General features: G+C 74.0%; 10 protein-coding genes. 3 read left to right on the forward strand and 7 right to left on the reverse strand.

Annotation, left to right across the window (positions count from 1 at the left end):
* Positions 1-2: 2 nt before the first annotated feature.
* The 4 genes from ABZ860_RS04410 to ABZ860_RS04425 form a co-directional block, all read right to left on the reverse strand.
* Entirely contained in the window at positions 3-650 is a 648-nt protein-coding gene (locus ABZ860_RS04410) for a response regulator transcription factor (protein WP_357214951.1), read from the reverse strand.
* Positions 641-1,888 (reverse strand): sensor domain-containing protein, encoded by a 1,248-nt coding sequence (locus tag ABZ860_RS04415; RefSeq protein ID WP_357214954.1) that lies wholly within the window; start codon positions 1,886-1,888, stop codon positions 641-643. The genes ABZ860_RS04410 and ABZ860_RS04415 overlap by 10 nt, the downstream gene beginning before the upstream one ends.
* A gap of 71 nt (positions 1,889-1,959) precedes the next feature.
* Positions 1,960-2,637 carry an alpha/beta fold hydrolase gene (locus tag ABZ860_RS04420; protein ID WP_357214957.1) on the reverse strand — a complete coding sequence of 226 codons (678 nt, stop codon included), beginning with the start codon at positions 2,635-2,637 and terminating at the stop codon, positions 1,960-1,962.
* Positions 2,634-3,914, reverse strand: coding sequence for a YbfB/YjiJ family MFS transporter (locus ABZ860_RS04425; RefSeq protein ID WP_357214960.1), 1,281 nt, complete (start codon positions 3,912-3,914; stop codon positions 2,634-2,636). Before ABZ860_RS04425 ends, ABZ860_RS04420 begins: the two co-directional genes overlap by 4 nt.
* A 79-nt stretch (positions 3,915-3,993) precedes the next feature.
* Between ABZ860_RS04425 and ABZ860_RS04430 the strand changes: the two genes are divergently transcribed.
* Positions 3,994-4,593, forward strand: coding sequence for a TetR/AcrR family transcriptional regulator (locus tag ABZ860_RS04430; RefSeq protein WP_357214963.1), 600 nt, complete (start codon positions 3,994-3,996; stop codon positions 4,591-4,593).
* A 21-nt stretch (positions 4,594-4,614) separates the two neighbouring features.
* Here ABZ860_RS04430 and der read toward each other — a convergent pair whose 3' ends face one another.
* From der to ABZ860_RS04445, 3 genes are all read right to left on the reverse strand, one after another.
* Positions 4,615-6,045 carry a ribosome biogenesis GTPase Der gene (gene der / locus ABZ860_RS04435; protein WP_357214966.1) on the reverse strand — a complete coding sequence of 477 codons (1,431 nt, stop codon included), beginning with the start codon at positions 6,043-6,045 and terminating at the stop codon, positions 4,615-4,617.
* Positions 6,046-6,187: 142 nt separating this feature from the next.
* On the reverse strand, positions 6,188-6,835 hold the full coding sequence (gene cmk, locus ABZ860_RS04440) for a (d)CMP kinase (protein ID WP_357216285.1): 648 nt from the start codon (positions 6,833-6,835) through the stop codon (positions 6,188-6,190).
* Positions 6,836-7,011: 176 nt separating this feature from the next.
* Positions 7,012-7,656, reverse strand: a complete 645-nt coding sequence (locus ABZ860_RS04445) for a MerR family transcriptional regulator (RefSeq protein WP_357214968.1) — start codon at positions 7,654-7,656, stop codon at positions 7,012-7,014.
* 127 nt (positions 7,657-7,783) lie between these two features.
* Between ABZ860_RS04445 and ABZ860_RS04450 the strand changes: the two genes are divergently transcribed.
* Together ABZ860_RS04450 and ABZ860_RS04455 are read left to right on the forward strand one after the other, a co-directional pair.
* Positions 7,784-9,976, forward strand: a complete 2,193-nt coding sequence (locus ABZ860_RS04450; RefSeq protein ID WP_357214971.1) for an MMPL family transporter — start codon at positions 7,784-7,786, stop codon at positions 9,974-9,976.
* A gap of 155 nt (positions 9,977-10,131) precedes the next feature.
* Positions 10,132-11,295 (forward strand): MerR family transcriptional regulator, encoded by a 1,164-nt coding sequence (locus tag ABZ860_RS04455; protein ID WP_357214973.1) that lies wholly within the window; start codon positions 10,132-10,134, stop codon positions 11,293-11,295.
* Positions 11,296-11,329: the final 34 nt, after the last annotated feature.

Raw genomic sequence — 11,329 nt, forward strand, 5'->3', positions numbered from 1 at the left:
CCTCAGGAGCGGAGGTAGGCCAGCACCGCCAGGACGCGGCGGTGCTGGTCGCCGTCCTCGGCGTGCAGGCCGAGCTTGGTGAAGATGCCCCGGATGTGCTTTTCCACCGCGCCCTCGGTGACGACGAGGCGGCGGGCGATCGCCGGGTTCGACCTGCCCTCGGCCATCAGCGACAGCACCTCGCGCTCGCGCGGCGTCAGCGAGGCCAGCGGGTCGTCGCGGCGCCGCCGCACCATCAGCTGGGCGACGACCTGAGGGTCGAAGACCGTCCCCCCGGCGGCGACCCGGCGCAGGCCGTCCATGAACTCCTCGACGTCGACCACGCGGTCCTTCAGCAGGTAACCGACCGCCCCTCGGGCGTCCGCCAGCAGGTCGTCGGCGTACGACACCTCGACGTACTGCGACAGGATCAGCACGGGCGCGCCCGGCACCTTCTCCCGCGCCTCGACGGCGGCGCGCAGGCCCTCGTCGGTGAACGTCGGCGGCATCCGCACGTCGACCACCGACACGTCGGGCCGGTGGGCGGCGACGGCCGTGACCAGGTCCTCCCCCGTGCCCACGGCCTCGACGACCTCGCAGCCGAACTCCTCCAGCAGGCGGACGAGCCCCTCCCGGATGAGGACGGCGTCGTCGGCCACCACTACGCGCACGGAACCTCCGCCGTGATCAGTGTCGGCCCGCCCGCCGGCGACCGCACCGACAGCTCGCCGTCGACGGCCCGCAACCGGTCGGCCAGGCCGGACAGGCCGTGTCCCTTGGCGACGTGTGCGCCGCCGACCCCATCATCCCCGATGGTGAGGATGAGCGTGTCGCCGATCCTGGTCAGCCCGACCGAGCAGGACGTCGCCCTGCTGTGCTTGGCCACGTTGGTGAGCGACTCGGCGGTCACGAAGTAGATCGTGTTCTCGATGAGCGCGGGATACCGCTCGGCCGTCTGGACGTCCAGCTCCACGGGCACCGTGCAGCGGCCGGCCAGCGCGGCGAGCGCCGGGGCGAGGCCGCGGTCGGCGAGGATCGGCGGGGCGATGCCGCGTGACAGCGCGCGCAGCTCGTCCAGGGTCTCCCTGGTGGCGCTGATGGCCTTGCCGATCGTCTCGTGCGCGGCCGTCGCGTCCTTCTGCAGCTCCCGCTGGGCCCGCGACAGCTCCATCGCCAGGTGGACCAGACGCTGCTGGGGCCCGTCGTGGATGTCGCGCTCCAGGCGGCGCAGCGCGTTCGCCTCCGCGTGGGCGGCTGCGTGGCGGCCCTCGGTGAGGTCGTCGATGCGCTCCTGCAGCTCGGCGACGCCGGTCAGCAGCGACCGGCCGAGCGACGCCTTGATCAGGGCGCAGGACCGGACGACCGGATAGAGGGTGATCGCCGCGATCACCCCGATCGCGACGTAGAACGCGCTGTTGACCGCGTAGCCCCGGCCGAGGCCGAGTAGCTCGGGCAGCTCGGTGTTGCCGGGGATGTTCGAGGTGATCCACCCGTACAGCGGATAGGCCAGGCCGGCGAGAGCCAGAGCCCACCAGGTGACGGTCACGCAGAACGCCGCGATCGCGACCGGGAAGGCCAGCAGCGCGTGCAGCACGTCGAGCCAGGGCTGGCCGCCGGCGAGCGGGGTGACGGTCCTGCGGAACACGCCCGCACCGGGCGGCGACGTGGGATACCGCGGCCGGGGCAGGTCCCTGCCCAGCACCCCGCGCATGCGGAGCCGTTCGACGTCGCCCATCCCCCGGGCCACGAGGAGGGTGAGGGCGAGGACGGGCACGCCCAGCCAGACCACGAGCAGGCCGGTGCCGGCCGACAGGCCGGCCACCGTGAGGCAGAACGTGATCGTCGCGAGGGGGAACCCGACGAGGATATAGACCGTGTCACCGGCCAGGCGGGAGAGAAGTCGGCGCATGTCCCCCACGCTATTGACCCGCCCGGCCGAGATCGATCCGGCGGGCGGCAGTCCCGGGGGTAGGGCATTCCCTACCGCCGGGCCCCGGCGGCCTCGATCAGGATCTTCAGCAGGTCCTCCGGGGCGTCGCGCATGAGGTTGTGCCCGCCGTCCAGCGCGTGCGTCGTCCACGAGGGGTCCGCGCGCAGCCGCTCGTACGTCGAGGTGAAGGGGGAGGGGCTCTCCCAGCCCGCCGCGTACACGTAGACCCGGCGCCCGACGTGCGCCGGATCGCCGGTGAGCCGGAGCGGCTGGAGCAGCGAGGCGATCGGGTGAGGGGTGGCCCGGGGGTCGAAGAACGGCAGCGGCCGCGTCGCGTAGCCGGTCTCCACCACGTCCGCGTACCACTGCCGCTCCCGGTCGGAGACCAGGCTCCAGCAGGAGTCGCCGTCCGCCGGCACGACGGCGTCCAGGTAGACCAGGCCGGCCACACGGGCGGGCAGGCGGTCGGCGACTCCGGTGATCACCATTCCGCCGTAGCTGTGGCCGACCAGCACGGCGTCCCGGACGTCCTCGGCCTCCAGCACCCCGGTGACGTCCCTGATGTGCGTGTCGAGGTTCACTCCGCCGTCCAGCAGGTGGGCGCGCTCGGCGAGCCCGGTCAACGTGAGCGCGACGGCCCGGTGCCCGTGGTGGCGCAGGCCCTCGCACAGCTCGCGGAAACACCAGCCGCCGTGGCACATGCCGGGAATCAGGACGAACGTGGTCATGCGCTGCCTCGCTGTCTCGTGGACGCTTCCGCGTCGGCCGTCTTGTCCGCCGAACCCGCCCTGGCCCGGCGGGAGGGCTTCGCGAACGCCGCGATCACGGCCGCGGCGGCGCACAGGATCGCGGTCCACGCCAGGGTGGCGCCGGTCGAGGTGTGGTCGGCGACGAGCCCGGCGAGCCACGGGCCCGCGGTCTGCCCGGCCGCGAAGATCGTGGTGAACGCCGCCAGGGTGGCCGTCCAGTCGGCGGGCGGGGTGTTCGCCTTGATGAGCGCGGTGACGGCGGCGGGCACGCCCATGAACGTCGCCCCGTAGACGATCGCGGAGGCGAGGACGACCGGCGGCGCGGGCGCCGCCATCGCCAGCGCCGCGCCACCGGCCAGGAGGGCGAGCAGCACGGCCAGGGCCCGGGTGCCGGGCCACTCGGTTGTCGGACGGCTCCACAGCGCGGGCGCCGCCACCACGGCCAGGCCGAGCGCCGTCCAGGTGAGCACCACCTGCCCGAGCGGCGCGTGCCGGTCGGCCAGGTAGGCGGACAGGAAGGTGATGTAGGTGATGTAACCCGCGGCGAACAGCAGGTAGGCCAGGGCGATCCCCCACAGCGGCCGCACGTGGCCCCGCCCGGCGGTGGCGGCCTGCGGGTCCTCCCCCGGCTGCGCGTCCTGCCCGGCCTGTGCCGCCCCGTCGGCCTGTGCCCCCCCGTCGGCCTGGGCGGCGGTCCAGCTCAGCAGCGCCGCCAGCCCGGCGGCCACGCCCAGGCCGGCCCAGGCCAGGTGAAGACGGTCGCCAAGCGGCGGGACGCCGGCGCCGCTGACCACGATGCCCAGCCCGGCGCCCGCGAAGTACACGGTGATGGGCGTCCCGGAGGCGGCGCGGGCGGCGAGGCGCGACGCGATGACGCCGCCGGTGACGAACACCGCGGCGCCCGCCGCCCCGGCCGCGGCTCGCGCCGCCAGCAGCACCGGATAGGCGTCGCTCGTCGCGGTGACCGCGAGCGCCAGGGCGGTGAGGACCATGCCCCAGCGGAAGGTGGCCGCCGCGCCCAGGCGGCGTACGACCACCGCGGTCACCAGCGCGCCGAGCAGATAGCCCAGCCCGTTGGCGGTGCTCATCGCCCCGGCTTCGGCCAGGGACCAGTGCAGTTCGTCCCGCATCGCCGGAAGGAGCAGCCCGTACGCGAAGCGCGCCAGCCCGAGGGCCGACGCGGTGCCGAGCGCCAGTCTCACCGCCTGCCGTGTCTCCCGCCGGGCCGGCGTGCCGATGGCGATCAGGTCGGACATGGCGGACTCCCACGGATCGAACCGATCGGTACGATCTCGGATCGTAGCAGTCCATCGAACCGATCGGTACCATCTGGGTATGCCGGTTCCCAAGGGCTCGACGATCGACCCGGAGCGCACGCGCGCCGCCATCCTGAAGGCGGCCACCGCCGTACTGTACGAGCGCGGCCTCGACGGCGTCGGCGTCGCCGAGCTGTGCGCCCTCATCGGGGTGTCGAAGGAGACGCTCTATCGGCACTTCGGCACGAAGGACGGGCTCGTGGAGGCCATGCTCCGGGCCCGCAGCGAACGGGTGAGCCGCTGGCTGGCCGAGGCCGCAGCGGCGGCCGGGGACGACCCTCACGACCAGCTCGCCGCGGTGTTCGACACGCTGGGCGAGTGGTACGAGGACCCGGCCTTCCGCGGCTGCGCGATGGTGAACGCGGCGGCCCAGCATCACGTCGAGGCCGTGCGCGCCGTCACCGCGCGCCACCTCGACCGCTACCTCGACCTGCTGACCGGCATCGCCGAGCGCGCCGGAGCCGCCGATCCGCCCCTCCTGGGACGCCAGTTGCTCATGCTGGTGGAGGGCGCCACCGTCGTCGCCGCGCACCACGGCACGGCAGGCACGGGCGAGCAGGCCCGCCAGGCGGCGCTCGCCCTGCTGTCGGCCGCCGCCCGGACCGGCGGCGGAGACTGACGCCCCGGGTCCGGCCGGAGGTTACTTCTTCTTGCGCTTCTCGCGGATCTTCATCGTCACCTCGATCGGAGAGCCGGCGAAGCCGAACTCCTCGCGGATGCGGCGCTCGAGGAACCGGCGGTAGGTCTCCTCCAGGAACGCCGAGGTGAACAGCACGAACTTCGGCGGCTCCGTGGACGCCTGGGTGGCGAACAGGATCTTCGGCTGGCGGCCGCCTCGCACCGGCGGCGGGGTGGCCTGCAGCAGCTCGGTGAGGAACTGGTTGAGCCGGGCCGTCGGCACCCGCGTGCCCCACGACTCCAGGGCCCGTTCGATGGCCGGGGCCAGCTTCTCGACATGGCGGCCGGTCTTCGCCGAGATGTTCACCCGCAGCGCCCAGGGCGTGCGGACGAGCTGCCGGTCGATCTCCTTCTCCAGGTAGTACCGCCGGTCCTCGTCGACCAGGTCCCACTTGTTGAACGCGACCACCATCGCCCGGCCCGACTCGATGACCAGGCCGATGATCCGCAGGTCCTGCTCGGTCAGCACCTCGGAGGCGTCGATCAGCACGACCGCGACCTCCGCCCGCTCCAGCGCGGCCCGCGTGCGCATCGCCGCGTAGAAGTCCGCGCCCTTCAGCTCGCGGTCCCGCCGCCGGATGCCGGCCGTGTCGATGAACCGGTAGGTCGTGCCGCCCAGCTCGACCAGCTCGTCAACCGGGTCGCGGGTGGTGCCGGCCATCGGGTCGACGAGCACCCGCTCCTCCCCCGCGAGCTTGTTGAGCAGCGACGACTTGCCCACGTTGGGCTTGCCCAGCAGGGCGATCCGGCGCGGGCCCCGCCGCTCGCCGAACGTCTGCGGCGGTGTCTCGGGCAGCGCGTCGAGCACGATGTCGAGCAGGTCGCCGCTGGCGCGGCCGTGCAGGGCGGAGACGGGGTGCGGCTCGCCCAGGCCGAGCGACCACAGCCCGGTCGCCTCCAGCTCCATCTGCTGGTTGTCGACCTTGTTGGCGGCCAGCACGACCGGCTTGCCCGAGCGGCGCAGGACCGCGCCGACGGCCTCGTCGGAGTCGGTGACCCCGACGCTCGCGTCCACCACGAACAGGATGACGTCGGCCAGCTCGGCCGCGATCTGCGCCTGCTCGGCGATGCGCAGGGCCATGCCGGTCGCGTCGGGGTCCCAGCCGCCGGTGTCGACCAGCGTGAACCGCCGGCCCCGCCAGGTCGCCTCGTAGGTCACCCGGTCGCGGGTCACGCCCGGCACGTCCTCCACGACCGCCTCACGACGGCCGATGATGCGGTTGACCAGTGTCGACTTGCCGACGTTGGGGCGCCCCACCACGGCGACGACCGGCAGCGGGCCCGAGTCGGGCTCCCGCTCCGCCTCCTCCGTGGAAAGCTCGGCGAGCTCGGCCTCGATCCAGCCGCCCTCGTCCTCGTCGTACTCCCCCGTCACGTCCATACCCTGCCTCATCGGCTGCTCTTCCCGTTCTCCCCGGCCTCCCGTGAGGCCTCCCGGCGGACCGCTTCCGGGGCCGGGCTCGTTCGTACGTCGCCCCGCGTGGCCCCCCGGCGCAGACGCGGCGCGGGAGGCGGTCAGGCGGGGCGTGCGGGCGTCAGACCCGCTCCTTGACGAGCCGGAGCACCTCGGCGATCACCTCGTCCAGGTCCAGCGGCGTCGTGTCCAGTTCCACCGCGTCCGCGGCCATCGCCAGCGGATCGGCCTTGCGCGTCGAGTCGATGGCGTCGCGCCGGGCCATCGCGGCCTTCTGCGCCTCCACGGTCGTCCCGTCCAGTTCGGCCGTACGGCGCAGGGCGCGCGCCTCGGCGCTCGCCGTGAGGTAGATCTTGACGGGCGCGTCCGGTGCGACCACGGTGCCGATGTCGCGGCCCTCGACCACGATCCCGCCGCCGGGCAGGGACTCGTCGATGATCGCCCGCTGCAGGGCCACCAGCCGGCGGCGCACCTCGGGCACGGCGCTGACGGCCGACACCGCGCCGGTCACCTCGGGGCCGCGGATCGGCCCGTTGACGTCGACGCCGTCCACGGTGACGCCCGGCGCGTCGGGGTCGGTGCTCATCACCAGTGCGGGCTCTGCGGACCTCGCGGCGATCTCGGCGGCGTCCTCCAGGTTCACGCCCCGCTGGAGCATCCACCAGGTGACCGCGCGGTACATGGCGCCCGTGTCGAGGTATCGCAGGCCCAGCGCCCGCGCGACGCCCTTCGAGGCACTCGACTTGCCCGATCCCGAGGGACCGTCCATGGCGACGACCAGACCCGACACCGGCTCTCCTTCTCCCCTTCGAATCGTCGTCCCCGAGGCTACCGGGATACCGCCGGAAAGCATGCATCGGCGGCGGGACAGGGCTTCCCGCGCGATCGTCTCGCGTTCGCCGGGCGTTCGTCGCGGGTTCTCCGGCGGCGGCTGTCAGACGGCTCTCAGGCGGTCTCCTCGGCGGTCCCGCCGAGCAGCCGGGCCGCCTGCGCCTCCTGGGCCAGGCGGCGCAGGGAGGCGAGCAGGGGGTCGCCGAGAGCGGTCCAGATCACGATCGCCTCGGTCATGGCGTGCAGGTCGCCCCGCCGGCCGATCGCCCGCACCTCCGTGTCCGCCAGGCGCTCGGCGGTCTCGGCGTAGGTCTCCAGCAGGTCCAGGTAGTCGTCCTGGCCGAGGCGGCGCAGGGTGGCCAGCGCGTCCGCCAGCGTCCGCCTGGCCGGGTTGCCCGGTTTGACCTGCCAGCCCCGCCGGGCGAGCAGCTCGTCGACCTGCGCGGCGGCCTCGTCCCAGGCGTCGTCCTCGGCGCGTTCCCTGGGCGGGGTCAGCGCGTACTGGGCCTTGCCGAGCACGTCGAACTCCGAGATGCCGGAGGAGAAGATCATCGCGAGCGCCTCGCGGGCCGAGGCCACCGGCAGCCCTCCGACCTCGACCAGCGCCCGGGCCAGGCGGAGCCGCCTGACGTGCTCCTCGCCGTACCGCGCCTGGTTGGGGCCGGTCCGCTCTCCCGGCGGGACCAGCCCCTCGCGCATGTAGTACTTGATGGTGGGGATCGGGACCCCGGTCTGCCTGCTCAGCTCCGCGATCCGCATGTCCCTCTCCCTCGCCGCACCCTCCCAGGATAGGCCCGGGGCTTGCCCGCGCCCACGGACATGGATAGCGTCACTATCGATGAATTATAGATAGCGACACTCTCCACTATCGAAATGAGGAAAGCCCATGTTCGGCGCTCTGGGCCGCTCCGCGGTCCGTCACCGTCGCCTGATCCTGCTGGGCGCGCTGCTGTTCACCGTGGTCGCGGGCGTGTGGGGCGCCGGCGTCTTCGGCCGCCTCGGCGGCGGCGCGGGCTTCGACGACCCCGGCAGCCCGTCCTCGCACGCCGACCGCCTGCTCGCCGGACCGCTGGGCCGGCACACGGCCGACGTCGTCGTCCTGTACGAAAGCGACCGCCTCACGGTGGACGACCCCGCCTTCGCCGGTCCCGTACGCCGGGCCCTCGACGCGGTCCCCCGTCAGGACGTCGCACGGCTGGAGTCGTACTGGTCGACCGGCTCACCCGGCTTCGTGTCGCAGGACCGGCACGCGACCTACGTCGCCGTGCAGTTCCGCTCCCCCGACGACCAGGAACGCGTACGCGCCCTGCGCGGCATCCGGGACAGGTTCGAGGTCGAGGGCCTGACCGTGCGGTTCGGCGGCCTCACCGCGATGACCGACCAGGTCAACAGCACGATCGTGCGCGACATCGGGCTGGCCGAGGCGATCTCGGTTCCGATCCTGCTGATCCTGCTGGCGGTGGTCTTCCGCAGCCTCCTGGCGGCGGCGCTCCCGCTGGCCGTCGGCGTGGTCGCCGCGCTCGGCACGATGGCGGTGCTGCGCCTGGTCACGCTGGTCGCCGACGTCTCGACGTTCGCCATCCAGGTCGTCACGGTGCTCGGCCTCGGCCTGGCGATCGACTACGCGCTGCTCGCGGTCACCCGGTTCAGGGAGGAGCTCGGCAGGGGCGCGTCCGTCGAGACGGCGGTGGAGCGGACGACGGCCACGGCGGGCCGGACGATCGCGTTCTCCGGCGCGGTCGTCGCGCTGTCGTTCGCGGGGCTCGCGGTGTTCCCCTCGCGGTTCCTGCTGTCGATGGCGTACGCGGGCGCCGCCACGGTCGTCCTGGCCGTGCTGACCTCCCTCACCGTGCTGCCCGCGCTGCTGGCGGCCATGGGCCGCCGGGCCGGCGGAAAGGGGCTCGGCCGCCGGGTCGGCAGGGGGGAGCTCGGACGCCGGGACGGCCGCGCCCGGCCCGCCGCCTCCGGTGAGCGGTGGTATCGCCTGGCCCACGCCGTCATGCGACGGCCCCTCGCGAGCGCGCTCGCCGTCGTCGCGGTGCTCGTGGCGCTCGGCCTGCCGTTCCTCGGCGTGAACTGGGCCAGGCCCGGCGACTGGGTGCTGCCCTCCGGCGCCGACGCGCGCACGGTGACCCGGGAGCTGGCCGGGCGCTTCACCGCCGACCCCGCCAAGGTGGTGACGGCGGTCGTCGAGGCGCCGCGCGCCCTTGACCGGGCGGCGCTGGACGGCTACGCGGCCCGGCTGGACGCCGTGTCCGGCGTGGAGGGCGCGGCCGTCACCGGGACCACCGGCGCTCTGGCCAGGATCACCCTCGGCTACGCGATGGACCCGATGTCCCGCGAGGCCGTACGGATGGTCGAGGATTTGCGGGCCGTGCCGCCTCCGGCAGGGGCCGTCGCGTCGTTCACCGGGATGCCCGCCTCGCGGGTGGACATCGTGCACATGGTCGTCTCCCGCCTGCCGTGGATGGCGCTGTTCGTGGCCGTGGTATCGATCGCCTTGATGTTCCTGGCGTTCGGCTCGGTGATCCTGCCGATCAAGTCGGTGCTGCTGAACCTGTTGTCGCTGTCGGCGTCCTTCGGCGCCATCAAGCTGATCTTCCAGGACGGCCGGCTGGCCGGGGTGCTCGGCTTCGAGCCCGTCGGGGCCGTCGACGTGAACTTCCCCGTGCTGATCGTCGCGATCGCCTTCGGGCTGGCGATGGACTACGAGATGTTCCTTCTGTCGCGCGTACGCGAGGAGCGCGAGCGCGGGGCCGATCCGGCGGAGGCGATGGCGCGGGGACTGGCCAGGACGGCCGGGGTGGTCACCAGTGCCGCCCTCCTGGTCGCCGTGTCCGTCGCGGGCTTCGCCTTCTCCAGCGTGACGATCATGAAGATGATCGGCGTCGGCCTGGTGATCGCGGTCGCCGTCGACGCCACGATCGTGCGCGGCCTGCTGGTGCCCGCCACCATGCGGCTGCTCGGCGAACGGGCGTGGTGGGCGCCCCGGCCCCTGGCCCGGTGGTGGCGGCGGCACGGCCTGCCGGAGCACGCGCCCGCGGCGCCGCCTCCCAGGCAGGCGGTCACCCGCTCCTGAGCGGGCTTCGGCGGGGCCCCTGCCGGATAGTCACGCGTGCCCGTGCCACGCCCCCTCCCCGCCCCGTGTAGCTTCCTCCGCGTGTTGACCTTGCCCCTGGGTGAAGCCCCAGCATCGTCGGCACCGGCCCACGGAGGCCGGGACGAGGAGGAGTGGTGCGGGAACTGCTGACCATCGGGACGTTCGCACGGGCCGCCCGGCTGTCGCCCAAGGCGCTGCGCCTGTACGACGAGGCCGGGCTGCTGCGGCCGGCCGCGGTGGACGGGGAGTCGGGATACCGCTACTACGACCCGGCCCAGCTGGAGCGGGCCCGCCTGATCGCCCGGTTGCGGCGGCTCGGCATGCCGCTGGCGCGCATCCGGCAGGTGTGCGACCTGCCCGCGCCCGACGCGGCCGAGGAGGTGGCCGCCTATTGGCGGCACGTCACGGCGGAGACCGAGGCCCGCGGCCGGCTCGCCGCCCTCCTCGTCGACCACCTGTCGGGAAGGGGCAGCGCCGTGAAGGACACCACGACCACGCTGGGGATGAGGTACGCCGCCCGGTCGGAGCCGGGACCGGTGCGGACGAGCAACGAGGACGTCGCGTACGCCGGCGAGCGGTTGCTGGCGGTGGCCGACGGGATGCGCGGGCCGGGCGGCGACCGCGCCGGCGCGGCGGCCGTCGGCGCGCTCAGGCGCCTGCAGACCCTGTCCGTCCTCCCCGACGACCTGCTCGGCGCGCTCGCCGACGCCGTCGGCGACGCCGAGCGGGCGATCCGGGACATCGCCGACTCGGCACCGTCGGGAGAGGCGGTCACCACGCTGACCGCGCTCGTGTGGTCCGGGCCGCGGCTGGCACTGGTGCACGTGGGCGACAGCCGGGCGTACCTGTTCCGCGACGGGGGGCTGTTCCAGCTCACCCACGACCACTCGTATGTGCAGTCGTTGATCGACGAGGGCCGGCTCACCCCGGAGGAGGCCGTCTCCCACCCGCGGCGCTCGCTTCTGGTGCGCGCGCTGACCGGCAGCGGATCCTCCCTGCCCGACCTGTCGATGCACGAGGCCGCCCCCGGCGACCGTTACCTGCTCTGCACGGACGGCCTGCCGGGTGTCGTGCCGGTCGGGGTGCTGCGCGAGACGCTCGCCGGTCCCGGCGGTCCGCAGCAGGTCGTCGACGAGCTGATCGACCGGGCGTACGCCGCCGGCGCCCCCGACAACGTCGCCTGCGTGGTGGCCGACGTGGTGGAGGACGCTCCGGCCGACAGTCCGGCCGGCGCTGCGGCCGGCGCTGCGGCGGCGGAGGGGTCCGCGACCCCCGGCGACCGCGGGGCCGCGCGATGAGCGCAACAACGGTGCCCCCACGCCGTTCTGCCGC

Origin of the sequence: Microbispora sp. NPDC046973 (assembly GCF_040644495.1) — a bacterium.
Lineage (GTDB): Bacteria > Actinomycetota > Actinomycetes > Streptosporangiales > Streptosporangiaceae > Microbispora.

Coding starts and splice junctions, on each gene's coding strand:
- ABZ860_RS04425 (WP_357214960.1), bottom strand. CDS start 3,914: ATGTCCGACCTGATCGCCATCGGCACGCCGGCCCGGCGGGAGACACGG.
- ABZ860_RS04415 (WP_357214954.1), bottom strand. CDS start 1,888: ATGCGCCGACTTCTCTCCCGCCTGGCCGGTGACACGGTCTATATCCTC.
- ABZ860_RS04430 (WP_357214963.1), top strand. CDS start 3,994: ATGCCGGTTCCCAAGGGCTCGACGATCGACCCGGAGCGCACGCGCGCC.
- ABZ860_RS04450 (WP_357214971.1), top strand. CDS start 7,784: ATGTTCGGCGCTCTGGGCCGCTCCGCGGTCCGTCACCGTCGCCTGATC.
- ABZ860_RS04445 (WP_357214968.1), bottom strand. CDS start 7,656: ATGCGGATCGCGGAGCTGAGCAGGCAGACCGGGGTCCCGATCCCCACC.
- ABZ860_RS04420 (WP_357214957.1), bottom strand. CDS start 2,637: ATGACCACGTTCGTCCTGATTCCCGGCATGTGCCACGGCGGCTGGTGT.
- der (WP_357214966.1), bottom strand. CDS start 6,045: ATGAGGCAGGGTATGGACGTGACGGGGGAGTACGACGAGGACGAGGGC.
- cmk (WP_357216285.1), bottom strand. CDS start 6,835: ATGGACGGTCCCTCGGGATCGGGCAAGTCGAGTGCCTCGAAGGGCGTC.